This window comes from Nannocystis exedens (assembly GCF_002343915.1).
Taxonomy (GTDB): domain Bacteria; phylum Myxococcota_A; class Polyangia; order Nannocystales; family Nannocystaceae; genus Nannocystis; species Nannocystis exedens.
This window is the reverse complement of sequence record NZ_NETK01000001.1, coordinates 4,289,959-4,313,019: the sequence shown is the minus strand read 5'-3', so window position 1 is coordinate 4,313,019 and position 23,061 is coordinate 4,289,959. Positions and strand designations below refer to the sequence as shown.

Here is a 23,061-nt window from a genome sequence, read left to right as displayed (position 1 = left end):
GGTCGGCCGGCTGCGCAGCGGCGTCACCTCGACGACCTCGCGCGCTCGAGCTACGTTGCGCGAACATGACCCTCCCGGCGCTCAAGTCGGTCGCGCTGCACAAACGGCTCCAGAGCTTCGAAGCGCACCACGGCTCGCTGCTGGCCGAAGTGCTGCACGAGCTCGCCCAGGAAGCCGCCCGTGAGCCGCGAAACCTGATCGCCTCCACCACCTACAACAACGCGCTCGTCCTCGCCGGCAAGGCCCGTGAGGCGCGAGCAGAGGCCGCGCGAGGGTTCGAGCTGTGGCGCTCGTTGCCGGCCGTGTCTCCGGAGATCTCGCTGAACCTGGCCGCCGGCCTCGGTGACGCGGGGCTGGTCGTCCAGGCCAAGCGCGTGCTGGCCAGCCTCGATGAACGAGCGCTGGGCGAGCTCGACGCAGCTCGAGTCGAGATCGCGGCGCAGATCGCAGTCCGCCACGGCGAGCTCGAGTGGTTCGCCGCCCGCCGCCCGGACCACCCGATGCTGGAGTTCCTGGCGAGGCACGAGCTCGTCGAAGGCTGGCAGGCGAGACAATCGGCAATCGAGGCCGCCCTGGGCGAGCGCGTGTCCTCGTTCGGCGCGTCGATCGTGGGTATCGACGGCGTCCACGACCGCCTGGCCCTGTACTACTGGACCGACGCGGACTCGTACGCGGAGATCGACCAGCTCCAGGACCAACTCCTCGACGTTCTGGAGGGGGTTCCGGGCGGCTCTTCACACCTGATCGGTCGCGTCGTCTTCACGGTCTACGGCCCCGAGATCCCGCTCGAGGAGCTCCGCCCGTGATCACCCCCGAGGAGCTCTGGGCCGAGGCGCTGCTGCACTGCGAACGCGCCCAGACCATCGAGGCGACCGAGGCAGCTCGTCGCCTGGCGATCGCCGCCTTCTACTATGCGACGTACCACTTCACCGGCAGGGCGGTCAGCCTCGACACGAGCGCGAGCGACAGCAACCACGAGCGCCTCCTCCAACTGCTGAAACATTCCCGCGAGGTCCATATGCGCCGCGCCGCCCAGCGATACGACGGCCTGAAGCTGCTGCGGGTGAAGTCCCACTACCACTTGCGCCTGCAGATCGGCGCCCAGGAGCTCCTGGTCGCCCGCAACCACGCCCGGGCGGTGCGGGCGCTGGTGCGGCTCGAGCCCGCGTAACGCCCGTCCGCACGAAGCGACCGGCGTGGGTGGCGAGCGAACGACCTCGGTCAGGGGCGCAGCGCGGGGTGCTAGCACGGGCAGCCGATGTACGGCACCGAGTAGCCGTCGCGGCGCTCGACGCCGTTCGGGTCGTGGGTGCGGAGGACGGTCTCGAAGCCGTCGTCGGTGACGGCCTCGAGCACGCCGTCGCCCTCGAGGTCCATCAGCGCGGCGAGGCCGAGCCAGCCGGGTTGGCCGAGGCGGACGAGCTGACCGTCGCGGCGCTCGAGCAGGAGGGCGAGGCTGCCGCCGAATTCGTCGCTGCAGGCCATGCGATCGATGAGCTGCAGCTCCACGCTGACGATCTGGCGCGAGCCGCCGATCTCGTGCCAGGCGACGGTCTTGAGGTTGGCGGCGACGAAGTCGTCCCACGCCGGCAGGTCGGCGCGGCGCTCGGTGTCCATCGGCGCGAGGTACTCGGCGTACTCGCCGGCGAGGACGGCGAACTCCGGCTGGGCGCGCACGACCGCGGCGACCTCGGCCTTCAGCGCGGCGGCCTCGGCCGGGCCGGCGTCGCGGCGGCCGAACACGGTCGCGGGCGGGAGGTCGGCGCGGCGGGCCCACAGGCCCTCGCACGGGCGGCCGGCGGCGGAGCGGTGGCGGGCGAGCAGCAGCAGGTCGTCGGCCTCGGCGAATTGCGTTTTGACCATGTCCCGAAGGACAGCCTTGTCGGTCGGCGGCGCGAAGCTCTCGATGCCGTCGGCGTCGATCGAGTGGAAGACGTCGCCGATCTGCTCGAGGTGGAGCCTGGGCTCGCCGACGCCGGCGACGCAGGTGCTGCCGTCGGCGGCGTGGACGATCATGGTCGCCTCCGCGAGGCCGCGCAGTCGCTCGGGCAGGCTGTCCCAACGGACAGCTCGAGTCGCGAGCAAGTGACTGGGCTCGGCCTTGATGACGGCGCGACCGCTGGCCCAGCGGAGGTCGGCGTGGGTGTCGAGGACGAGGGCGTCCTTGCGCACGAGCATGGCCTCGCCGACGAGGCCGCCGGCCGCGAGCGGGAGCACCGGAGCGGCGGTCGGCTGCGGGGACACGGGCCCGGGCGCGGCCGCCGGCGAGACGGGCGGCGGCGGCTCGACCGCGGCGGGCATGGACGGAGCGGGCGCGAGCGGTTCAGGGGTGGAGGGCGGTTCCGAGCCCGTGGCGGCGTCGACCGCGACCGAGGGCAGCGTCTGCGAGACCAGGATCGCGGCGAGCGGGGCGACGAGGATGGCGGACAGGGCGACGAGATCGCGGGTGCGGGCCATGACGCTGCCCCAACGAACCGCCGCCTGGCCGTTATTTCGCCGGCCGCATGCGCCCGCTCGCGTGCAATTCGTTGCACGTCGCAGCGTCCGCAGGCCGCCGCGACGCCGGCGCCGACACTCCAGGAAAGCAGGAGCGGCGCTTACGTCGTGCAGGCTCCACTGCACCGCGCGGAGGCTTGGGCGGGTCGACTCGTCGCGGACGGTGTGGAGGCGTCACCGCACCAGGGCGCCGTCGCAGGCGACCCGGCGCCCGACGAGGCGACGACGGCGCGAACCGTCACTGCACGACGGCGCCGGCGTAGGCGACCACGCGGTCGGTGTCGCCGGTGACCTGGCCGGAGTGGGTGTAGCCGACGAGCTCGGCTCGCGTCGCGCCCAGCTCGCGCGCGGCGACCAGCGCGACCGTGGCCGGCAAGATCCCGCACATGCTGATGTCGTGGCGCTGGACCGTGTCGTACAAACCGGCGGGGTCGAGCGCGAGCAGACGTTCGAGCGCGAGGCGGTCGAGCGCGGCGGCCTCGTCGGCGCGGATGTAGTGGGACATGTCGCTGCTGGCGGCGAGCAGCACCCGCGGCGCCGCGCCCGGGGCCTCGGCCTCGAGCTCGCGGAGCGCCGCCGCGACGCCGACGCCGACGGCCTGGCACTCGGCGAAGTCGAGGCCGCCGAGACAGACGGCGGCGATCTCGGCCTGCGGGTTGCGGGCGCGCAAGAACGGCAGGTGGACCTCGATCGCGTGCTCGCGCAGGTGGGCGGCGGTGTCGGGCTGGAGGCCGGCGTGGCGGACCAGCGCGTCGGTGAGGTCGGCGGCGATCGGCACCGGGCCGGCCGGGGTGTCCCACTGGCCGCCGGGCCAGATCGATCTCCGCGCGCCGCGTCCGGTGTGGTTGGGGCACAGCAGCACCACGCGCTCGGGGACATGTACGTGCGACCATGTCCTTCCGGCCAGAGCGCCGCTGTAGACGTAGCCGGCGTGCGGGGCGAGGATCATGCGCGCGGGCACCGGGGCGACGTCGCGGACGAGGCAGCGCTCGAGCTCGCGGCGGAGCGCGCGGGGCTCCCCGGGGTAGAAGCGGTCGGCGACGGCGGGCGGGCGGTGGGGCTCGGCGTGGGGCATGAGCGCGTCCTTTCACAACAGATGGTAGCGCTGCCCGCCCGAGGCGGTCTGGCTGCGCTCGTCGAAGACGCCGGGGATCTTGCCGCCGCAGCCGGGGCAGGTGCCGTCGGCCTTGACGCGGTTGGCGGCGACGGCGTGCCAGCGGCGCTCGATCAGCGGGAGGTCGCAGCCCGGGCACGAGGTGACGGAGCCGACGCGGTCCCAGATGTTGCCGGTGTAGACGAAGCGCAGGCCGAACCCCCGGGCCTCGTCGCGCGCGCGGATCAGGGTCTCGGGCGGCGTGCGCTCGACGTCCTGCAGCTTGTAGTCGGGGTGGAAGGCGGTGAGGTGGAGCGGCACGTCGGGCCCGACGTGCTCGGCGATCCAGCGGAACTGGGCCCGCAGCTCCTCGGGGTCGTCGTTGTGGCCGGGGATCACCAGGGTGGTGAGCTCGACCCACAGGCCGCGCTTCACCGACCACTCGATGGTCTCGAGGACAGGTTGCAGGTGCGAGAAGGTCAGCTTGTGGTAGAAGCGCTCGGTGAAGCCCTTGAGGTCGATGTTGAGGGCGTCGAGCTCGGGGTACATGTCGGCGCGTGCGGCGTCGGAGATGTAACCGGCGGTGACGCCGACGGCCGCGACCCCGGCGGCGCGGGCGGCCCGCGCCGCGTCGATGACGTACTCGGGGTAGATCGTCGGGTCGTTGTAGGTGAAGGCGACCGAGGCGGCGCCCTCGCGGCGGGCCAGCACCGGCACGTCCTCGGGGGCCAACTCGAGCGCGCGCTTGTGGTGTGACTTGGCCTTCGACAGGTCCCAGTTCTGGCAGAAGCGGCAGCCGAGGTTGCAGCCGGCGGTGCCCATGCTGAGGATCGTGGTCCCCGGGAGGAAGTGCCACAGCGGCTTCTTCTCGATCGGGTCGACGGCGACGGCGTTGGGCTTGCCGTAGGCGAGCGACACCAGGCGCCCGTCCTCGTGCTTGCGCACGTAGCAGAAGCCGTGCTGCCCCTCGGACAACGTACACAGGCGCGGGCAGGCGGTGCAAACGATGCGCTCGCCCTCGCGGTGCCAGTAGCGGGCCGGGTGGGTCATGAATGTCGAGGTTTGGCCCGGGCGGGGCGGCATGCAAGTCCGCGCCGGGGTGTGTAAGCTTGCGCCGCCATGTCAGGACACCCCCACGACGACCAAGCCCGCGCCGACCTCCATGCCGAGCTCGCTCGACTCGAGCACGTGTTCGTGGCGCACGACGATGTCTCGCTCCATGTCGTCCGCAGCCGCCCGTGGGACCGCGGCGAGCGCCGGGCGCCGGTGCTGTTCCTCCACGGCTACCCCGACACGGTCGACACGTGGTCGCTGCAGCTGGCGGCGCTGGGCCAGTCGCACCCGGTGGCGGCGTTCGACCAGCGCGGGGTGGGTCGCTCGACGGCGCCGTCGGCCCGCGCGGGCTACGCGTTCGAGCGCTACCTCGGCGACATCGAGGCGGTGATCGACGAGCTCACCGGTCCCGAAGGCCAGGTCCACCTGGTGGCCCATGACTGGGGCGCGGCGCTGGCGTGGATGTTCGCCGAGCAGCCGCGCTACGCCCGACGGCTGCGCTCGCTGTCGATCCTCGCCGGGCCCCACCCGAACCTGATGCTGCGCCGCCTCAGCCGCGCGGCCAAGAACCCGCGCGAGCTCGGGTTCCTGTTCGATCAGCTGCGCAAGAGCTGGTACATCCTGTTCTTCCAGCTGCCGTGGCTGCCCGAGCAGCTCATCACCCGCCAGTTCCCCGAGATGTGGGTCCGTGCCCTGCGCAGCGGCGGGGTGCCGAAGGAGGACCCGCTGCTGCGCGAGTTCGACGCCGAGGGGACCCGCCGGGCGGCCCTCACGCCGCTGGCGCTGTACCGCCAGGCGTTGTTCCGCAAGTCCCAGCCGCCGCGCCCGATCGAGGTGCCGACCTGCCTCGTCGTGCCGCTCCGCGACATGGCGCTGCGCCCGGAGCTCTATGACGACGTGCACGAGGTGGCCGCCGACCTCGAGGTCCATCGCCTCGACGCCAATCACTGGGCCCACCGCGAGCGCGCGAGCGAGGTGTCGGGCATCCTCGAGGCGTTCATCCGCCGCGTCGAGCACGACTCCTAGCGCGCGCCGGGGCCGCGGCGGAGGATGCTCGAAGGGGCCCCTTCGCTGCGCGCCGAGACGCGGCGCGGTCTTTCGGCCGCGGTGTAGGGGTGAGCGTGGGTGTCCGACAGAACATGGTCTCGTGAGCATGCTCTATCGGACATGGCGACGCGGACATGGCTGTACGAGCATGTCCTGAAGCATTAAAAACACGGCGCGGTGACCAGGCGTCGAGGCCGGCGAGCTCGGGCGGGGCGGCGAGCCGGGCGGCCTCGGCGAGGGCGTGCTGCGGTCGACCAGGGCGCGGGCGAGCGCGCAGCGGGCCACGGCCTCGTCGGCGGCGGAGCGGGTTCGCGCTCGTGGGCGGCGACATGGCCGTGAGGACATGTCGCCGGCCGCGGGGCATTGTCTGTCCCTCGGGACAGGTGAAGAGCCCTCACGCTGCGACCGCCGGGAGCGGGTCAAATTCGACGCTGGGGCCGGCGCGGAGGGCCTCGGCCCACGCCTCGACGGCCTGCGCCTCGGGGCAGGCGAAGGGGTCGGCCCAGAACACGCAGGTCTGGTAGCGGGGGTCGGGGTAGGGGTGGGTGCCGAGCGAGTCGTCGACGACGGCGCCGAAGCGGCGGTAGAGGTCGAGGACGTGCTGGTGGGCGCAGCCGACGATCTGCGCGGCTCCGAGGGCGCGGGCGACCGCGAGGGTGGCGGCGGTCAGCGACGCGGCGAGGTCGGTGCGGCGATGAGGGGCCGCGACCCAGGTGCCGCACAGCTCGACCAGCGGGCCGCGGGCGCGGGCGACCGCCTGTTCGATGGGGCAGACCGCGGCGAGGGCCCGTTCGACCGGGAGCGGGCTGCCGGGGCGGCGCAGGTGGACCCGCATCCCGCCGGCCGCGGTGCCGTCGCGGGCGCGCGCGAGGACCACGAAGGCCTCGGCGAGGTGGACCGTCCAGAGCGCGGCCACGCAGCCGGGGTGGCGGCGGTAGCTGTCGACCTGGCCGAGGCAATAGAGCTCGGCGAGGTCGGGGCGCTCGGCGGCGCAGAAGGCCTCAAGGGTCAGCGAGGAGGGGTGGGGTGAAGAGGGTGAGATAGTCGGCATAGGCGTCATAGCTCGCGGTGAAGGCGTCGGCGGCCAGGTGAAGGGCGGCGAGGAAGCGTTGCTGGGTGGTGTCGTCGCGCAGCAGGCGGGCGAGGACGGCGAGCGTGGCGCTCCAGTGGCCGTCGTCGCCGCCGTCCTCGCGCGCGTGGCTGACGAGGAAGCGGGTCGCTCGCGCGGGCTCGCGGTAGCCCCAGCGGCGGATGTTGCCGGCGAGGTCGTCGAGCACGAGCGGGCCGACGCGGGCGGCCAGGCCCTCGGCGACGAACGGGGCGGCGAGGAAGCAGGTGAGGTCCTGGTGGAACGCGACCATGCTCTCCTGCACGCTCATGAAGGTCAGCGTGGGGCCCCACGGGGCCATCGCACGCAGCACGAATTCGACGTCGGCCTCGAGGTAGCGGAGGTCGGCCTCGATGAGGCGGTCGTGCTTTTGTTCGCCGCGGAAGTGGCGGGTGAAGTGGTCGCGCAGCGGTTCGTCGTCGCACACGGAGATCGCGCGAGCGAGCAGCCGCGGGGTGTAGCGGACGTACTGATGCGTGTTGGCGAGGGCGGCGACGTACTGCTCGCGGGCGAGGCGGCCGGCGTGGACGGCCCGGCACCACGCGTTGTCGGCGAACGCCTCGGCGTGGCGGGACAGGCACGCCGCCGCCTCGGCGACGAAGCGGGCGGCCAGCAGAGCGCAGCCGGCCTCGTCGCAGGCGGTGAACAGGCGGTGCATCGCCAGGTCGAGCGGCGCTGCTCGCAGGCCGCGCTGCGCCAGCGCCGACAGCTTCAGCGGCGCGGCGGCCAGCGACGGCTCACTGCTGACGACGGCGGCGCGCCGCCAGATCCGCGCCCGCTGCAGCGCCGCGTAGACGAGCAGCGCCAGCTCCGGCGTCCCGGGCGGCGCGTCGAGGTCGCACAGCGCCGCGGCCTGGTGGGCCCCCGTCAGCGTCGCGGCCGCCGGCTCGGCCTCGGCCGGGACCACGGTGATGGCGATCGTCCGCTCCCCGCCGAGCAGCTCGACGCGCACCGCCGACGGCGCGGCGTCGAGGGCGGCCGGTTCGCCGCGGAGGTCCCGCTCGCGCAGGAATAATCTGGTCGAAAGGACAGGTGATGGGTAAGCCTCTGGTTGATGCATGACGGCCCGGTCCGCTGGGTTGCAGATCACATTCCAGGCGCGCAACGAGGCGCCCGCGGTTGTGGGCGGGTCCGTCGTCCAGAGCGCGAGACGGCGGCCGTCCGCGGGTGTCAACTCGAGTGGACGCCGGGCTCGGCCGGGTCTGCTGGATCTCCGAGGAGCGGGCGGGGTCGCGGGGTCCTGCGGGGACGCGCGGGACGTGGCCGCGCGCGTGGACGCCCGCAGCCGACCTCCGGCTTCGCGGATGTCATGTCGCGTGGACAGGGTCGGCACTCGCCGACGGCGCGCGATGCTCGGTCGGTGCGGGCCGACGCGCGGTCGGGCGCGAGCGGTTCAGCGTCGGCGTCATGTCGTCGATGCGCGCGCGTGAGGGCGCGCCGGCGCGCGTCGACGCGCGCGAGAGGTCCAGCATCGGCGTCATGTCGTCGATGCGCGCGCGTGAGGGCGAGCCGGCGCGGGCCGACGCGCGCGAGAGGTCCAGCGTCGGCGTCGGGTCGTCGATGCGCGCACGAGGCGAGCCGGTGCGTCATGTCGTCGATGCGCGCCGGGAGGGCGAGCCGGCGCGCAGGGGCGAGAGTCCCGCGTAGGCGGCAGGACGGTGCGCCGCACGTGCGGACGGGCCGGGGCGCGCTCAGGGGCGCGAGATGTCCAGCGTCTGCATCAGGTTGTAGATGTGCGCGCGCGTGAGGGCGAGCCGGCGCGCGGCCTCGGCGACGTTCCAGTTGCTGTCCTCGAGCGTGCTGCGGACCAGCTGGGTCTGAAAGCGCCGCAGCGCCTCGCGGTAGTTTTGCGGGGGGGCGCTCTCGTGCCTGTCCTCGCGGTCAGGGAACAGGTGGCGGGTCTCGACCTCGCGGGCGCCCTCGCCGGCGGCGCGGATGACCGCGGCCTCGACGGCGTTGGCGAGCTCGCGGATGTTGCCGGGCCAGCTCGCGGCCTGCGCGGTCGCGAGTGTCCATTGGGACAGGTGGAGCGGCGGCAGGCGGTGGCGCACGCAGGCGCGGACGCAGAAGTGCTGCGCCAGCTCGGGGATGTCGTCGCGCCGCTCGGCGAGCGAGGGCACGCGGATCGGGACGACGTGGAGGCGATAGTAGAGATCCTCGCGGAACTCGCGGCGGGCGACGCGGGCCTTGAGGTCGCAGTTGGTGGCGGCGATCACCCGCACGTCGGCGGCGCGCGGGCGGCTGGCGCCGAGCGGGTAGTACTCGCGCGACTGCAGCAGCTGCAGCAGCTTGGCCTGCGCGGGCAGCGAGAGCTCGGCGATCTCGTCCAACAGGAGGGTGCCGCCGCGGGCGGCGAACACCTTGCCCTCGACCGCCCGCAGCGCGGTCGAGTGGGCGCCCGGAGCCGCGCCGAACAGCTCGCTCTCGACGAGGTTGTCCGGCAGGTTGGCGCAGCTGAGCTCGACGAAGTTGCCGGCGGCGGCCCGCGGGCTCGACGCGTGCATCACGCGGGCGACGTGGGTCTTGCCGGTGCCTGACGGGCCGGTGAGGAGGACGGAGACGTCGAGCGGGGCCAGCAGCGAGAGCTGGCGCAGCAGCTCGACCATCGGCGGCGAGCGGCCGATCAGGTCGTCGGCACGGAGGGTGCTGCGGAAGCGGAGCGTCGGGTCGCGCTTCTCGCCCGGCGTGAACAAGGGCTGGGGCTCCCCGTGAGCCTCGGGATGCGCGCTGTCCATGCCATCATAGTAGACGCGGACCCGCGGCGGCCGCAGGGCCGGCGACCGCAATGACATGTCCTTCGGGACATCATGAAGCGCACCTCGTGCGCGGGCCTAGGTGATCGTTCACGGGCGCGCGCGCGTCACCGCGGCGAGCTGGCGAGCCATGCGTCGCGCAGTTCGCGGACCGCAGGTTCTGGTGTGCGCGAGGCGGTGAAGCGAAACACCTTGCGTGGGTCGGCGGCGATCGTGAGGGTGCGCTGCAGGAGGCGGCCGCCGCGGAAGAGGGCGACTTCGACCGACTGGCCGGGAGCGTGGTCCATCAGGCGTTCAGCGGCCTCTTCGCCGGTGCGGGTGCGGCGAGCCGCGACGGCGATGACCTCGTCGCCGGGCAGGAGGCCGGCGAGCTCAGCGGGCGAGCCGGGGACGACGCTGCGGACCGCGTTGTCGGTGAACACGATTCCGGTCCAGCCCTGTTTGCGGCGAGCCGCCAGCGGCGAAGACTCACCTGCCGACGGCGCGCGAATCTCGACGTCGACGCCCATGCGCGTCAGCTGCGCGGGAAGCGGAAGCTCGTCGGTGCCCTCGACGTAGCGGCGGAAGAAGTCGCGCACGTCGCTGCCGGCCTCCGCCGAGGCGGCGGCGACGATGTCTCCGAAGGTGATGCCCTTGCCGCGCGCGCCGTGGCTGGCCATCAGCCGGCGGAACACGCCGACCAGCGAGCCCTTGCCGCGCGAGCGCAGCCGCAGCTCGAGGTCGAGGCAGACGCCGACGAGGTGGCCCTTCTCGTAGTAGCTGACGGTCGTGCTGAAGTGGCCGGGCGACGGCTTGTACTGCTTGACCCACGCCTCGACGCTGACCTGCGTCAGCGGCACGTGGTTGCGCCCGGGTTTCTGCAGGTAGGCCGTCCACGCGGTCGCCAGCTCTTGCAGGAACTGCTCGGGGCCGGTCGCGCCGGCGCGCACGAGCATCTGGTTCTCCACGGTCTCGGTGAAGCCCTCGTGGAACCACAAGAGCCGGCTGTAATCCTCGCGCGAATAGTCGTAGGGGACCAGCGCCGCGTCGCGCAGCCGCTTGGCGTTCCACAGGTGGAAGAACTCGTGGCTGGCGAGGTGGAGCGCGCGGCGGTAGCCGGCCTCGTCCTGGAACATGTCCCGAGAGACACGCATGAGCGTGCTGTCGGCGTGCTCGAGCCCGCCGTCGCTCTTCTCGTCGGCGAGCATCAGGAACACGTAGCGCTTCGTCGGCAGGCCGCCCATCGCCTCGGCGAAGGCGTGCACGACCGGCCTCAGCTCGCGGGCCAGCCGCTCGGGGTCGGCGTTGCTGCCGCCCGGGGCCGAGAACACCAGCTCGATGCGCGTGCCGCCCTCGTCCCACGCGTGGACCACCGGCGTGCCGAGCTCGAGCGGCGAGTCGACCAGGACGTCGTAGGAGGACGCGCGCAGCGTGCCCGGGCTCGGCTGCGGCAGCGCGCCGTGGACGGTCCAGTTCGCGGGCATGCCGGTGAACCGCAGCTCGGCCGGGCGCGCCGTCTCGCCGACGAGGTAGAGGAACAGCCCGGCGCCGTTGAGGGTCGCGTGGCTGTCGTCGACCACGCTGGTGCGCACCCCCGGCTCGTCGGCCCACACCCGGTAGCGCGCGCGGAAGCCCTTTCCGCCATGTCCGATCCGCCATGTCTGTTTGTCCAGGCGCTCGACCGGCAGCGACACCCCGGCGAGGTCGGTCACCTCGATCCCGTCGAGGTTGCGGGCGAAGTCGCGGACCAGGTAGGAGCCGGGGATCCACGCCGGCAGGGCGACGTCGCTGCGCCGGCCGCGGGGGCGCTCGACCGTCATGACGACCTCGAGCCAGCGCGATTCGGGGGCGGCCAGCGCCACCTCGTACTGGACGAGCTGCTTGCGCTCGCGCGTCGACCAGTCGGCGGGCGCAGGCGCCGGGGCGGCGACGGCCGTCGCACACGCGCCGCCGAGCGCGAGGGCGAGGAGGAGCGGCGAGAGTCGCATGCGCGGCGAGTGTACCGGGGGGCGAGGTCGGCGCGCTCGTCGATGTCACGCGGCCGCGACGCCGATGAGACCGGCGCGGCGCGCGTTCCGCTATCCTGGCCGCGCATGACCTCGCCGCCGCGCCCGCCTCGCCGACGCTCCCGCACCAGCCCGACGCGCCGTGAATTTTTGTGGCAGGTGGTCGCTGCGGCCTCGGCCAGCGCGTGCGGCGGGGTCGCCGGGGGCACCGAGGGCCCGGGCGGGGACAGCAGCTCGACGACGACGGGCAGCTCGACCGAGGCGACGCCGACGACGACCGACGCGCCGACCACGACGAGCGGCACCACCGGCGAACTGGCGCTGCCGGGCCCGCCGTTTTTGCTCGGGGTGGCGTCCGGAGATCCGCTCGCCGACCGCGTGATCCTCTGGACCCGCCTCGCGCCCGACCCACTCGCCGGCGGGGGGATGCCCGACGTCGCGATCGCGGTCGCGTGGGAGGTCGCGACCGACGAGGCGTTCACCGACGTCGTCGCCAGCGGCGAGGCGCTCGCCGAGCCGGCCTTCGCCCACTCGGTGCACGTCGACGCCACCGGGCTCTCGCCGGACCGCTGGTACTTCTACCGCTTCCACGCCGGCGACTACACCAGCCCGGTCGGCCGCACGCGCACGCTGCCGGCCCCGGACAGCGCGCCCGAGCGGCTGCGCCTGGCCTCGGCGAGCTGCCAGCGCTTCACCACCGGTTACTACACCGCCTACGCCCACGTCGCCGAAGAGGATCTCGACCTGGTGCTGTTCCTCGGCGACTACATCTACGAAAACGGCGACAGCGGGCCGGTGCGCTCGCACATGAGCGAGGAGTGCCGCACGCTGCTCGACTACCGCAACCGCTACGCGCTGTACCGCGGCGACGCGCAGCTGCAGGCGGCCCACCACCGGTTCCCCTGGGCGGTGATCTGGGACGACCACGAGGTCGACAACAACTACGTGGCCGACATCTCGTCGGTCGACGACCCCGAGTTCCTGGCCCGCAGGACCGCCGCGTACCAGGCCTTCTACGAGCACATGCCGATCCGCGTGGCCCCGCCGACGCCGGAGGGGCTTTCGATCTACCGCAAGTTCTCGTGGGGCGACCTGGCCGAGGTGTTTTTACTGGACACCCGCCAGTACCGCACCGACCAGCTGTGCATGGACGAGCCGGGCGAGGACTGCGGCGAGCTCGAGACCGAGGACGGCGACATGCTCGGCCCGGAGCAGGAGGCGTGGCTGACCGAAGGGCTCAAGACGTCGCCGGCGATCTGGAAGCTCATCGCCCAGCAGATCGTGTTCTCGAAGGTCGACTTCAGCGGGCTCCTGATCAACTGGGACCAGTGGGACGGCTATCCCAAGGCGCGCCAGCGGATGCTCGACTTCCTCGCGACCGAGCAGCTGCAGAACGTGGTGATCCTCGCGGGCGACCTGCACGTCGGCGGGATGGCCGACCTCAACGCGGTGGCCGGCGACACCAACACGCCGGTGGTGGCGGTCGAGATCGTCACGACCTCGATCACGTCGAGCTCGGAGACCGACGTGCCGCCCGAGACGATCGAGCAGCTCGTCACCACGATCCCTCAGATCAAGCACTTCAACGCGCACTCGCGCGGTTACGTGACGGTCGAGGTGTCGCGCGCCGAGCTGCGGGCGCGCTTCCGGATCGTCGACACCATCGAGGCCGAGACGTCGGCGATCGAGACCGAGGCCGAGCTGACCGTGCTCGCCGGAGTGGCGGGCATTCAGGTGCCCTGAAGGGCATGTTCGGAGGGACATATCCTGCAGGGCATGCTTTTGCGAGCATGTCCTCAGGGGAAGGCGACGGGCTCGGTGGTGGCGCCGAGGGCGTGCAGCAGCTCGCGGTAGTAGGCGGCGGTGGCGGCGGCGAGGCCGGGGAGCTGGGTGGTGCCCCAGACGATCGAGAGGGTGCGGCGGGTGCCGGGGTGGGTCTTGGTGCGCTGCGAGTCCTTGACCGGGCCGGCGCACGGGCCCTCGGCGTCCAGCAGCGAGACGAGGCCGCCGATGTCGATGACCTGGCCGCTGGCGTTGAACACGTAGCTGGTGCCCATCGCCGGCACGCCGATGGAATAAGGAGGGACCGCGCGGTCGGTGTCGACGACGCTGATCGGCAGGCCGCTGTGGAGCGAGGCGACGTTGCAGGCGTCGACCGCGGCGTTGATGCTGCCGAGGGTGCCGTCCCCGGCCGCCTTGAGCAGGTACTCCGAGGCGGGCTTGCTGCGCCCGGTGGGCTTGAAGCCGGCCTTGCGCAGAAGATCGCGCACGGCGGCGCGGACGCGGTCGTCGGGGCGCGGCAGGGGCGTGGCTGCCTCGAGGGACAGGCCCGCGCGCAGCGCCTCCGACGTCGGGAGCTCACCGAGCGTGCGGCCGAGGTCGGTCGTGAAGACTGCGACCTCGAGGATCGGCATCAGCGGTTGCAGCGAAGGGTCGGTCTGCATGCAGCGGGTGGGAGTATACGCGGCCCGGGCGCCGTGGTAACGTCGCGGGCAATGTCCGATCGGGCTGGCATTACCCGTCGCGGCCTCTTCCGCGGGATCGGCACCGCGGGCCTCCTCGCCGGCTGCAAGCCGAGCGAACGGCCGCCCACCACCACCGAGGATCCCGGCGACGCGGCCGGGCCCGGGCCCGGCGAGGCGGCGCTCGGGCCGGGGCCGGCGCCGCTGACCTTCACGCTCAACGGCGAGGCCAAGACCGTCGAGGTCGCGCCGAACATCACCCTGCTGGCGGCGCTGCGCGAGCAGCTGCGGTTCACCGGCACGAAGGTGGTGTGCGACCGCGGCGCCTGCGGCGCCTGCACCGTGCTGATCGACGGGCTGCCGCGCAACAGCTGCATGACGCTGGCGCACGACGTCGCCGGGGCGGCGGTGACGACGGTCGAGGGCCTGGCCGCCGGCGGCAAGCTGTCGGTGCTGCAGCAGGCGTTCATCCGCCACGACGCGCTGCAGTGCGGGTTCTGCACCTCGGGCATGTTGATGTCGTGCCAGGGGCTGCTCGAGCGGACGCGCGGGCAGAAGCTCGGGCGCGAGGACGTCGAGGCGGCGATCGCCGGCAACCTGTGCCGCTGCGGGACCTACCCCAACGTCGTGGCGGCGGTGCTCGACGCCGCCGGAGGGAGCGCATAGCCGTGGCGGACGAGCAGAGGGTCACGCTCAAGGTCGGGTTCGCCGAGCAGCTGCGCGACATCGAGGTCCAGCTGCCGGCCGGCGAGCCGAAGCCGTGGGACGCGCGCAGCGAGCTGAAGGTGGTCGGCAAGCCGCACCCGCGGGTCGAGGCGCCGCTCAAGGTCTCGGGCGCGGCGAAGTACACCCACGACATCGTGCCGGCGAACGCGTTGTGGGCGGCGGTGCTGCGCAGCCCGCACCCGTGCGCCGTGGTCGAGGCGATCGACGTGGCGCCGGCGAAGTCGCAGCCGGGCGTGTCGGCGGCGCTCGCGTTGGTCAAGCCCGGCGAGCGGGTGATCTTCGCCGGCCAGGACATCGCCGCCGTGGCCGCGAAGACGCCGGAGCAGGCCGAGGCGGCGCTGCGGGCGATCGCGGTCACCTACAAGCCGGAGCCGTTCGTGATCGACACGGCGGCGGCGATGCAGGACGGCGCGCCCCTGGTCCACCGCGGCAAGGTCAGCGAGCGCAGCACCGAGGGCGACGAGCCGGGCGCGGGCGGCAGCGCCGGTCAGCGCGGCAACGTCCGCACCTCGCCGTCGATGAAGAAGGGCGACGCGCACAAGGGCCTGCGCATGGCCAAGGTCTCGCACGAGGCGACCTACACCACGCAGGTGCACACGCACTCGGCGCTCGAGACGCACAGCATCGTCGTGCAGTGGGACGGGCCCAAGCAGGCGACGGTGTGGTGCTCGACGCAGGGCATCTTCAGCGTGCGCGACGAGTTCGCCGAGGTGTTCGAGCTCAAGCCGGCCGACGTGCACGTGCACACCGAGTTCCTCGGCGGCGGCTTCGGGGCCAAGTTCGGCGCCTCGGCCCCGGGCTCGCGCATGGGCTTCATCGCCGGCGAGCTGGCGCGGCAAGCCGGCGCCCCGGTGCGGCTGGTGCTCGATCGCAAGGAAGAGCACCTCTGCACCGGCAACCGCCCCGACTCGCGCCAGCACGTGAAGCTCGGGGCGAGCGTCGACGGCAAGCTGACGGCGATCCACGTGGTCGCCCACGGGACCGCCGGCATCGGCACCGGCGCGGGGGTCGGGCGCAACGCGTTCGGCATCTACTCGCGCTGCCCGAACATCCTGGTCGAGAGCCACGACGTGTTCACCCACGCCGGGCCCGGCACGGCGATGCGCGCGCCGGGGCACCCGCAGGGGGCGTTCGCGCTCGAGCTGGCGATCGACGAGCTGGCCAAGAAGCTCAAGGTCGACCCGCTCGACCTGCGCCTGCAACACGACGAGCACCCGGTCCGCCGCCACCAGTTCGAGCTCGGGCGCAAGCAGTTCGGCTGGGACGCCGGCCGCAAGCAGGCGGCCGCGCTGCGCGACAAGAACGCCCGCGTGCGCCGCGGCTTCGGGGTGGCGGCGTCGATCTGGGGCGACTTCGGCCGCGGCAAGGCGGTCGTCGCCACCGTCAGCGTGGCCCGCGACGGCAGCGTCGAGGTCAAGAACGGCCTGCAGGACATCGGCGGCGGCATCACCACCGTGGTCGCGCAGGTCGTCGCCGAGGTGCTGCAGCGCCCGGTCGAGGCGGTGCGCGTGCGCCTCGGCGACAGCGAGCTCGGGCCGTCGGTCGGCAGCGGCGGCAGCGTGACCACGGCCAGCGTGACGCCGGCGGTCCGCGCGGCCGCCGAGGCGGTCAAGACCCAGCTCACCGCGCTGGCGGCCAAGCAGCTCGGGCGCAAGCCGGAGGAAGTGACCTGGTCCGAAGGACAGGCGCGCGCCGGCAGCAAGTCGATCGCGTGGGCCGAGCTGTGCAAGAAGATCGAGGGCGAGGCGGTGGTCGCCACCGGCACGCGGCCCGAGACCTACGGCGCCTACCCGGTCAAGTTCATGGGCGGAAACAGCTACCAGATCGCCGGGGTCCAGTTCGCCGAGGTCCGCGTCGACACCTGGACCGGGGTGGTCGCGGTCGAGCGGGTGCTGGCGATCCACGACTGCGGCAGGGTGATGAACCCGCTGACGGCCCGCTCGCAGGTGCAGGGCGGGGTGATCCTCGGCACCAGCTACGCGCTGACCGAGCAGCGGGTGATGGACCGCGTGCGCGGGGTGATGCTGAACCCCAACCTCGAGAGCTACAAGATCGCCGGCGCGCGCGACGTGCCGCGCGCGATCGACGTCGTGTTCACGCCGGTCGACACCGGCGCCAACAACACCGGGGCGATCGGCATCGGCGAGCCGGCGACGATCCCCACCGCGGCGGCGATCGCCTGCGCCGTCCACGACGCGCTCGGCGTGGCCGTCCGCGACCTCCCGCTCACCCCCGACCGCGTGCTCGCGGCGCTCGGCGCGGTGCCGACCCGCGGGGCCGGCTGACCGGGCTCGCTTCCGAGGTTACCTTCGGGACATGTTTTCTCGACCATGACGGAAAGACCATGCAACCGTTCGTGCTGAGCCGCCCCAAGACCCTGGCCGAGGCCGCCGAGCTGGCGCGCGCGAGCTCGCAGGACAGCGCGCTGCGGGCGGGCGGGATCGACCTCATCGACCGCATGAAGGAGGGGCTCGAGGCGCCGGCCCGACTGATCGAGCTGCGCTGGCTGGGCGACGCCGAGGCGACGATGCGCGCGCTCGGGCCCGAGGGCGAGGGCGTGCAGATCGGCGCGCTGGTGACCTTGGCGCAGCTGGCGGCCCACGAGGGCTTCGGCGAGGCCCACGCGGCGCTGCGCCAGGCGGCCGGCTCGGCGGCGACGCCGACGATCCGCAACGCCGCGACGCTCGGCGGCAACCTGCTGCAGCGGCCGCGCTGCTGGTACTTCCGCCACGCCGACCTGGTGTGTTTGAAGAAGGGCGGCACGGCGTGCCTCGCGGTCGGCGGCGAGAACAAGTTCCACGCGATCCTCGGCGGCGGACCGAGCTTCATCGTCCATCCGTCGACGCTGGCGTGCGCGCTGACGGCCCTCGACGCGCAGGTGGAGATCCGCGGGCCCGAGCCGCGCACGCTGCCGATCGCCGAGCTGTTCGTGACGCCGAAGCAGGACGCGAAGCGCGAGCACGCGCTACAGCCGGGCGAGGTGCTGGTGCGGGCGATCCTGCCGAAGCCGGCGGCGGAGCAGCGATCCGGCTACGCGGCGGTCAAGGAGAAGCAGTCGCACGACTGGCCGCTCGCCGAGGCCGCCGTGAAGCTGTCCCTCCAGTCAGGTGTGATGACCGACGTCCGCGTGGTCCTCGGCCACGTGGCGCCGATCCCCTGGCGCAGCCGCGAGGCCGAGGCCGTGCTCGAGGGCAAGCCGCCGAGCGAGGCGCTGTTCGCCGAGGCGGCCAAGGCCGCCCTCGCCGGGGCGAAGCCGCTGCGCGACAACGCCTACAAGATCCCGCTGGCCCAGGGGCTGCTCCGCGAGGTGCTGCACCGCGTCGCCGGCGTGCCGCTCCCGGAGTGAGAGAAAGCGAGCCCGCCATGCCGACTTTTCTGCGCGTCGTCGACCCCGAGCAACCGGTCTGCCGCCACCTGCGGACGAAAGCGATGCACGTGTACGGGCGCGACACACCCGACGCGTTCAGCACCAGCCGCTCGAGTCATTATCACTGCCTGCGCACGCAGTTCGTGACGGGGCCGGACGGCGACCTCAGCGTGCCCGAGCGCTGCGCCGCCGGGCGCGAGTGCTTCGAGGCGCGCTGAGATTTTTTGCTCGCTGAATCGTGCCGGCGGGCGGCGGCGCCGAAGGGGAGAGGTCCGCCGGACGAAGCCGAGGCGGTGATGAGAGCGCTTCCGCGGCGGCGCGGATGTTCGACGCGCGCCGAGAGGCGCGCGTCGGACGAGGTCGACGCGAGCGCTCCGCGGCGCGCCAGGCGAGCACTGTCCGGAGAGACAGGTTCAGCCGTGCATGCGGTCCCGTCAGAACTGCGCGTTGGCGATGAAGATCAGCAGCAGCAGCTCGGCGCCCGAGAGCAGCGTGCCGAGCAGCGCGAGGGCCACGCCCGGGCGGGTCGGGCCGCTCCTGTGGCGCCAGCTCGCGGCCAGCCCCATGGGCAGCGCGAGCGGCACGCACAGGAGGCTGAGCTCGAGCAGCGACGAGGCGATGTCGGCGGCGAGGCCGGTGCCGCGGACGAAGGGGTCGACGAGGAGCCGCAGGCCGAGCGCGAGCAGGGGGATCACCGCGAGCACGGCGGACGCGATGGACAGGCGCGAGCGCTTCCCGGGCGGCGACGAGTCGGCGGACATGCGGCGATGAGAGCACATCCGCGGCGGCGCGGCGATCAGGAGGCGTCCCCGCTGCGCCCTTCGTACGCGGCGATCCGATCCTCCAGGACGCGCTCCATCGCCGCGAACGCGCCGGCGGCGTCGCCCTGGCGCCGGCGCGCGGCCGCGAGGGTGAGCTTGAGGCCCGAGTCGTCGATCAGGCCGGAGCGCTGGTAGTGCGGCCCGAGAGCCGCGAGGCCGTCCTCGACGAGGTCGAGGGCGCGCGCGAGGTCGCCGTTGCCGGCGGCGACGCGGGCCTCGGCGAGCGACTCGACGGCGATCCGCATGGGCGAACGGGAGTCCACGACCTCAGTATGACGGTCCGCCGGCGCTCGGGTAGATTGCCCCGCGTGACCGAGATCGCCTGCTTCCACGTCGATGCCTTCACCGACCGCCGCTTCGCCGGCAATCCGGCCGCGGTGTGCCCTCTGCGGGCGTGGCTGCCCGACGCGACGATGCAGCAGATCGCGGCCGAGAACGCGCTGCCCGAGACCGCCTTCTACGTGCCGCGCCCCGGCACGGACGACTTCGACCTGCGCTGGTTCACCCCGGAGGTCGAGGTCGATCTCTGCGGACATGCCACCCTCGCCGCCGCGTTCGTCCACTCGCGCCTGCGCGCCGGCGCGCCGAGCCGCCTGCGCTTCTGGACCCTGTCCGGGCCGCTCGAGGTCGCCCGCGAGGGCGACGACTTCACGCTCGACCTGCCGTCGCGCCCGCCTGTCCCCGGGGACATGTCCGAGGCGCTGGTCGCGGCGCTCGGCCGGCGACCCGCGGAGGTGCTGGTCGCGCGCGACCTGGTCGCGGTGTTCCATCAGGCGGCGGAGGTCCGCGCGCTGCAGCCCGACCTGACGGCGCTGAGCCGGCTGCCCGGTGTATTCGCGGTGAGCGCCACGGCGCCGGGCGGCGAACCCGACGCGGATGTCGACTTCGTGTCGCGCTTCTTCGCCCCGGCGCAGGGGATCCCCGAAGACCCGGTGACCGGCTCGGCCCACTGCACACTGGCCCCGCTGTGGGGCGCCCGCCTCGGGAAGTCGACGCTTCGCGCCCGCCAGGTGTCCCGGCGCGGGGGAGAGTTGAGGTGCGAACTCGCGGGCGAGCGAGTGCTTCTCACCGGTCGCGCGGTGCTGGTCAAGTCGGGGACGTTTTATCTCGGGGATGATGCTGGCCCGAAAGACCTGTCGGTCTAGACATGGGTTGAAAGACAGATCTATTCAGCGGGGCGGCGCAAAAATTCGGCTACTCGCGGCGAGAGAGTGGGCGAAAATTTTTTCGCCTGCAAACTTCATGAGCAGCCGAGCAGCGGGCTGAGCCGACCCTTGGTTAAGAACCTGGCGCGAGGGCCAGTCGCTCGGCGAGGCGGCGCCACAGCGGGCGCGGGGCGATGAAGCTCAGGCCGGAGAATTGCGAAACGCCGGGTTCGATGACGATCCACGCGCCGGACTCGAGCTGGGCGATGTCGAGGGACAGCAGCGGGGCGTCGAGGCGGGCGGCGGCGCGGCGGGCCAGGGCCAGGACCTCGGCCTCCTCTGCCGGCGACAGGGCCACGAAGTCGTGGAAGTACGGCCAGTAGTAGCCGTGAGCCAGCGGTTCACCGCGGTGGAGGAAGACGCGGTACTCGCGGGCGATCGGCACGTCGGTGGCGGCGACGCGGTGATGACGGAGCGGGGCGAGGGTCCGCACGATGGCCCGGCCGCGCGAGTGAAACGGGCTGCGCAGCACGGCGGCCACGCGTTCGCGCAGCTCGGGGATCGTCGTAGCGACGCAGTGACGCCAGCCGAGGTGCTTGCGCGAGAGGACGGCGCCCTTGACGAACGCCGGCAGGCCGACGACCGGGGCCGCGGACTCGACGTCAGCGAGATCGGTGACGACGACGCTGGTCGGCGTGAGGCCCTCGAGCCGCGGGGAGGCGCGGTCGAACTCCATTCCCTGCAGGTGTCGGTCGGGATCGTTGACGAGGTCGACGCCGCGGTCACGCAGGGCGGCATACACGGCGCGATAGGTGGCAGGTTCGGGGATGGTGCCGATTCACACGGCAGGCTCGCGGACGCGGCGCGTCGCCAGCGCGGCGATCGGGGCCCAGCAGGTCGCCGCGGTGGTCGGCGTCGGGCGGGTGCAGGGGGGTAAAGTCCGCGGCCACGGCGGCGCGGGTCGAGGCGACGACGTCGTCGCCGTCGTCGGGCGGCGGGTCCGGCGCCTGCGTCAACAGCAGCACGGACCTCAAACGATCAGCGTGACGGGCGGAGCGCGCAGTTCTTCGTCGGGAGACCGAGCCGGCGCGGCTCCATGTCGATCGCCGCTTTGCCTGCGCGACCTCGTCATCCAAGTCGGCCCCTCATGCCGCTAAAGTGGGGCGTGTCGACCCTGGTCCATTCGCTGGTGGCGCTCCGCGGCTGTCCTCTCCCCGGGCTCGTGACCGTCGGTGACGACGGCGCGACGCGGACGCGCAGCTTCGGCGAGCTGATGGTGGCGGTCGAGGGCTTCGCGGCCCGGCTGGTGTCGCGCGGGGTCCGGCGCGGCGAGCGGGTGGCGATCGCGGCACCTGACCCGGAGTACATGGTCGTGGCGACACTCGGGGCGCTGCGCGCGGGCGTGGTGCCGGTGGTGCTGCCCGATCCGTCCAGCCGCGCGGTGGAGGTGTGGCGCGCGACGGCGATGCAGATCGTGCGCGCGAGCGAGGCGCAGCGGCTGATCCGGCCGTCGACGTCCGGGGCGGTGCCGCCGCTCGGCGAGCTGCGCGAGCAGATGATCGACGACCTCGGCGAGCACCCGCTGGGCCCGGTGTTCCTGGCCAACGCGGCGAATTTTAAAGGAGACGACCTGGCGCTCCTCGTCTGCACGATGGACCGCGCGGGGACGTGGCAAGCGACCCGCTACACGCACGCGTCGCTGGTCGCCGCCGCCGACGCGGCGCTCGCGGAGACGCGGTCGGCCGAGGCGGGCGACAAGGTGCTCGCCTGCGCCGGTCTCGACCGGTGCCTGATCGCGGGCGTGCTGGCGCCGCTGCGCCGCCGGGTGCCGTTTGCGATCGCTCGCCTCGCTCCGCTCGATGCGCCCCGCTGGCTGCGGCTGGTCGAGGAGCTCGCGGTGACGGTCGCCATCGCCGAGCCGGCGACGCTGGCCCAGGTCGAGGGGCGCGTGAAGCCGTCGCGCGTGCAGGTCGCGGGGATCGACGGCGAGAAGGTGGCCGCCGTGCGGGCGGTCGCGGCCGGTGCTCCGGCGCAAGGTTCGATTCAGGAGGCGCGGATGGAACGGAGCGAACAGGACGTGGCGAGCAGGGCTTCGTCGAGCGCGAGCGAACCGGCGGCGCTCGGACGGTCCAGCGGGCCGCGCGGACAGGACGCGGTGCTCGGTGGGTCGACGGACGGGGTCGGCCGATCAAGCGGGCAGCGCGGTCAGGGCGTGCTGCCCGACAGCGCCACGAGCTCGGCCGCGGCGATGCTCGCTCGATCGAGCGGGCGTCGCGGCCAGGACGTGCAACGCGACGGCTCGGCGAGCGCGGCCGCGGCGGTGGTCGATGGGCCCAGCGAGCAGCGAGGGATCGACGTGCCGGGAGATCGGGCGACGCGCGCGCCCGAAGCGATGCTCGGCCGACAGGGCGGGCTGCGTGACGGGTCGACGAACAGGGCCGAGCGAGCAGGACAGGAGGCGATCGATCGGCGGACGAAGCTCGGCGAGCCGCTTCAATATGTCGTGAAGGACATGTCCAATGCGACGTGTTCTCTCGCCGACGACGAGCTCGCCCGAGCTCCGCGGGGCGAGCTCGCCGCGGTCGCGCCCGGCTCGGTCGACGACGCGATCGTGGTGCAGGGGTGCAGCTACGATCCGCAGCCGATCGAGCGCGAGGCGGCGCGGGTGCCGGGGATCTGCGCCGGCAGGGTGGTCGCGCTGGCGCGACCGGGCAAGCTCAGCGACGAGCTGGTCGTCGTGGCGGAGGGTCGGCCGGTCGACCGGGCGGTGTTGAACACGATGGCCGCCACGCTGCGCCGGCGGATCCAGACCGCCCTCGGGCTCCGCGTCGCCGCGCTGGTCCAGGTGCCGGTGGGCGCCCTGCCGCGGTCCGTCGGCGGCGAGGTGCAGCGGGCCGCCGCGCGGGCGCTGTACGCCAGCCAGCCGAGCGCTTGACTGACCGACGTGCCCGCGCAGGCGGGCGACCCGGACGAGCGGCCGCCGGTCGCGCCGGCGGTCGTTCATG

General features: G+C 73.1%; 22 protein-coding genes. 11 read left to right on the top strand and 11 right to left on the bottom strand.

Going from position 1 to position 23,061, the window contains the following annotated elements; all coding sequences use genetic code 11:
• The first annotated feature begins 65 nt into the window (after window positions 1-65).
• Window positions 66-806 (top strand): hypothetical protein, encoded by a 741-nt coding sequence (locus tag NAEX_RS16990; RefSeq protein WP_096328539.1) that lies wholly within the window; start codon window positions 66-68, stop codon window positions 804-806.
• Window positions 803-1,171, top strand: coding sequence for a hypothetical protein (locus NAEX_RS16985; protein ID WP_096328538.1), 369 nt, complete (start codon window positions 803-805; stop codon window positions 1,169-1,171). The genes NAEX_RS16990 and NAEX_RS16985 overlap by 4 nt, the downstream gene beginning before the upstream one ends.
• Before the next feature lie 71 nt (window positions 1,172-1,242).
• Here NAEX_RS16985 and NAEX_RS16980 read toward each other — a convergent pair whose 3' ends face one another.
• The 3 genes from NAEX_RS16980 to amrS form a co-directional block, all read right to left on the bottom strand.
• Complete coding sequence (locus tag NAEX_RS16980) at window positions 1,243-2,457, bottom strand: hypothetical protein (protein WP_096328537.1); 1,215 nt, start codon at window positions 2,455-2,457, stop codon at window positions 1,243-1,245.
• A 277-nt stretch (window positions 2,458-2,734) separates the two neighbouring features.
• Entirely contained in the window at window positions 2,735-3,571 is an 837-nt protein-coding gene (gene amrB, locus NAEX_RS16975) for an AmmeMemoRadiSam system protein B (RefSeq protein ID WP_096328536.1), read from the bottom strand.
• A 12-nt stretch (window positions 3,572-3,583) separates the two neighbouring features.
• A complete protein-coding gene (gene amrS / locus NAEX_RS16970) occupies window positions 3,584-4,639 on the bottom strand; it encodes an AmmeMemoRadiSam system radical SAM enzyme (protein ID WP_096328535.1) in 1,056 nt (351 codons plus the stop codon).
• 69 nt (window positions 4,640-4,708) lie between these two features.
• On the opposite strand from amrS, the gene NAEX_RS16965 reads away from it, so the two are divergent.
• A complete protein-coding gene (locus NAEX_RS16965; RefSeq protein ID WP_096328534.1) occupies window positions 4,709-5,668 on the top strand; it encodes an alpha/beta fold hydrolase in 960 nt (319 codons plus the stop codon).
• 415 nt (window positions 5,669-6,083) lie between these two features.
• On the opposite strand, the gene NAEX_RS16960 is transcribed toward NAEX_RS16965, so the two are convergent.
• Both NAEX_RS16960 and NAEX_RS16955 read right to left on the bottom strand, forming a co-directional pair.
• Window positions 6,084-6,740, bottom strand: a complete 657-nt coding sequence (locus tag NAEX_RS16960; RefSeq protein ID WP_143141325.1) for a hypothetical protein — start codon at window positions 6,738-6,740, stop codon at window positions 6,084-6,086.
• The gene (locus NAEX_RS16955; protein WP_143141326.1) at window positions 6,691-7,857 is read right to left on the bottom strand and encodes a hypothetical protein; all 1,167 of its coding nucleotides are present in this window, start codon (window positions 7,855-7,857) and stop codon (window positions 6,691-6,693) included. The genes NAEX_RS16960 and NAEX_RS16955 overlap by 50 nt, the downstream gene beginning before the upstream one ends.
• A gap of 347 nt (window positions 7,858-8,204) precedes the next feature.
• On the opposite strand from NAEX_RS16955, the gene NAEX_RS52140 reads away from it, so the two are divergent.
• On the top strand, window positions 8,205-8,444 hold the full coding sequence (locus tag NAEX_RS52140) for a hypothetical protein (protein ID WP_100793461.1): 240 nt from the start codon (window positions 8,205-8,207) through the stop codon (window positions 8,442-8,444).
• Between the two features lie 44 nt (window positions 8,445-8,488).
• On the opposite strand, the gene NAEX_RS16950 is transcribed toward NAEX_RS52140, so the two are convergent.
• Both NAEX_RS16950 and NAEX_RS16945 read right to left on the bottom strand, forming a co-directional pair.
• Window positions 8,489-9,589, bottom strand: coding sequence for a sigma 54-interacting transcriptional regulator (locus NAEX_RS16950; RefSeq protein ID WP_096328531.1), 1,101 nt, complete (start codon window positions 9,587-9,589; stop codon window positions 8,489-8,491).
• A 68-nt stretch (window positions 9,590-9,657) separates the two neighbouring features.
• A complete protein-coding gene (locus tag NAEX_RS16945; protein ID WP_096328530.1) occupies window positions 9,658-11,517 on the bottom strand; it encodes a M61 family metallopeptidase in 1,860 nt (619 codons plus the stop codon).
• A gap of 105 nt (window positions 11,518-11,622) precedes the next feature.
• Here NAEX_RS16945 and NAEX_RS47950 point away from each other — a divergent pair, with 105 nt between their 5' ends.
• Window positions 11,623-13,278, top strand: coding sequence for an alkaline phosphatase D family protein (locus NAEX_RS47950; protein WP_170135785.1), 1,656 nt, complete (start codon window positions 11,623-11,625; stop codon window positions 13,276-13,278).
• Window positions 13,279-13,331: 53 nt separating this feature from the next.
• Here NAEX_RS47950 and NAEX_RS16925 read toward each other — a convergent pair whose 3' ends face one another.
• Window positions 13,332-13,979: a hypothetical protein gene (locus NAEX_RS16925; RefSeq protein ID WP_275937606.1), complete on the bottom strand. Its 648-nt coding sequence runs from the start codon at window positions 13,977-13,979 to the stop codon at window positions 13,332-13,334.
• Window positions 13,980-14,030: 51 nt separating this feature from the next.
• On the opposite strand from NAEX_RS16925, the gene NAEX_RS16920 reads away from it, so the two are divergent.
• Genes NAEX_RS16920 through NAEX_RS16905 form a run of 4 tightly spaced genes read left to right on the top strand, consistent with a single transcriptional unit; the run spans window position 14,031 to window position 18,308 of the window.
• Window positions 14,031-14,663, top strand: coding sequence for a (2Fe-2S)-binding protein (locus NAEX_RS16920; protein WP_096328527.1), 633 nt, complete (start codon window positions 14,031-14,033; stop codon window positions 14,661-14,663).
• Window positions 14,664-14,665: 2 nt separating this feature from the next.
• Window positions 14,666-17,008: a xanthine dehydrogenase family protein molybdopterin-binding subunit gene (locus NAEX_RS16915; RefSeq protein WP_170135784.1), complete on the top strand. Its 2,343-nt coding sequence runs from the start codon at window positions 14,666-14,668 to the stop codon at window positions 17,006-17,008.
• Window positions 17,009-17,067: 59 nt separating this feature from the next.
• Window positions 17,068-18,069, top strand: a complete 1,002-nt coding sequence (locus NAEX_RS16910; RefSeq protein WP_096328525.1) for an FAD binding domain-containing protein — start codon at window positions 17,068-17,070, stop codon at window positions 18,067-18,069.
• Between the two features lie 17 nt (window positions 18,070-18,086).
• On the top strand, window positions 18,087-18,308 hold the full coding sequence (locus NAEX_RS16905; protein ID WP_096328524.1) for a hypothetical protein: 222 nt from the start codon (window positions 18,087-18,089) through the stop codon (window positions 18,306-18,308).
• A gap of 216 nt (window positions 18,309-18,524) precedes the next feature.
• Here NAEX_RS16905 and NAEX_RS16900 read toward each other — a convergent pair whose 3' ends face one another.
• Window positions 18,525-18,851 (bottom strand): hypothetical protein, encoded by a 327-nt coding sequence (locus NAEX_RS16900; protein ID WP_096328523.1) that lies wholly within the window; start codon window positions 18,849-18,851, stop codon window positions 18,525-18,527.
• 35 nt (window positions 18,852-18,886) lie between these two features.
• Window positions 18,887-19,174 carry a hypothetical protein gene (locus tag NAEX_RS16895; protein ID WP_143141327.1) on the bottom strand — a complete coding sequence of 96 codons (288 nt, stop codon included), beginning with the start codon at window positions 19,172-19,174 and terminating at the stop codon, window positions 18,887-18,889.
• 45 nt (window positions 19,175-19,219) lie between these two features.
• Here NAEX_RS16895 and NAEX_RS16890 point away from each other — a divergent pair, with 45 nt between their 5' ends.
• Window positions 19,220-20,056 (top strand): PhzF family phenazine biosynthesis protein, encoded by an 837-nt coding sequence (locus NAEX_RS16890; RefSeq protein WP_245913742.1) that lies wholly within the window; start codon window positions 19,220-19,222, stop codon window positions 20,054-20,056.
• Between the two features lie 133 nt (window positions 20,057-20,189).
• Here the strand turns inward: NAEX_RS16890 and NAEX_RS16885 are convergent, their stop codons facing one another.
• On the bottom strand, window positions 20,190-20,858 hold the full coding sequence (locus NAEX_RS16885) for an ATP-grasp domain-containing protein (protein ID WP_096328520.1): 669 nt from the start codon (window positions 20,856-20,858) through the stop codon (window positions 20,190-20,192).
• A gap of 345 nt (window positions 20,859-21,203) precedes the next feature.
• On the opposite strand from NAEX_RS16885, the gene NAEX_RS16880 reads away from it, so the two are divergent.
• Entirely contained in the window at window positions 21,204-22,991 is a 1,788-nt protein-coding gene (locus tag NAEX_RS16880) for an AMP-binding protein (protein ID WP_170135783.1), read from the top strand.
• Window positions 22,992-23,061: the final 70 nt, after the last annotated feature.

Coding starts and splice junctions, on each gene's coding strand:
- NAEX_RS16950 (WP_096328531.1), bottom strand. CDS start 9,589: ATGTCATTGCGGTCGCCGGCCCTGCGGCCGCCGCGGGTCCGCGTCTAC.
- NAEX_RS16980 (WP_096328537.1), bottom strand. CDS start 2,457: ATGGCCCGCACCCGCGATCTCGTCGCCCTGTCCGCCATCCTCGTCGCC.
- NAEX_RS16955 (WP_143141326.1), bottom strand. CDS start 7,857: ATGCATCAACCAGAGGCTTACCCATCACCTGTCCTTTCGACCAGATTA.
- NAEX_RS52140 (WP_100793461.1), top strand. CDS start 8,205: ATGTCGTCGATGCGCGCGCGTGAGGGCGCGCCGGCGCGCGTCGACGCG.
- amrB (WP_096328536.1), bottom strand. CDS start 3,571: ATGCCCCACGCCGAGCCCCACCGCCCGCCCGCCGTCGCCGACCGCTTC.
- NAEX_RS16925 (WP_275937606.1), bottom strand. CDS start 13,979: ATGCAGACCGACCCTTCGCTGCAACCGCTGATGCCGATCCTCGAGGTC.
- amrS (WP_096328535.1), bottom strand. CDS start 4,639: ATGACCCACCCGGCCCGCTACTGGCACCGCGAGGGCGAGCGCATCGTT.
- NAEX_RS47950 (WP_170135785.1), top strand. CDS start 11,623: ATGACCTCGCCGCCGCGCCCGCCTCGCCGACGCTCCCGCACCAGCCCG.
- NAEX_RS16880 (WP_170135783.1), top strand. CDS start 21,204: ATGCCGCTAAAGTGGGGCGTGTCGACCCTGGTCCATTCGCTGGTGGCG.
- NAEX_RS16910 (WP_096328525.1), top strand. CDS start 17,068: ATGCAACCGTTCGTGCTGAGCCGCCCCAAGACCCTGGCCGAGGCCGCC.
- NAEX_RS16965 (WP_096328534.1), top strand. CDS start 4,709: ATGTCAGGACACCCCCACGACGACCAAGCCCGCGCCGACCTCCATGCC.
- NAEX_RS16990 (WP_096328539.1), top strand. CDS start 66: ATGACCCTCCCGGCGCTCAAGTCGGTCGCGCTGCACAAACGGCTCCAG.
- NAEX_RS16920 (WP_096328527.1), top strand. CDS start 14,031: ATGTCCGATCGGGCTGGCATTACCCGTCGCGGCCTCTTCCGCGGGATC.
- NAEX_RS16945 (WP_096328530.1), bottom strand. CDS start 11,517: ATGCGACTCTCGCCGCTCCTCCTCGCCCTCGCGCTCGGCGGCGCGTGT.
- NAEX_RS16900 (WP_096328523.1), bottom strand. CDS start 18,851: ATGTCCGCCGACTCGTCGCCGCCCGGGAAGCGCTCGCGCCTGTCCATC.
- NAEX_RS16960 (WP_143141325.1), bottom strand. CDS start 6,740: ATGCCGACTATCTCACCCTCTTCACCCCACCCCTCCTCGCTGACCCTT.
- NAEX_RS16905 (WP_096328524.1), top strand. CDS start 18,087: ATGCCGACTTTTCTGCGCGTCGTCGACCCCGAGCAACCGGTCTGCCGC.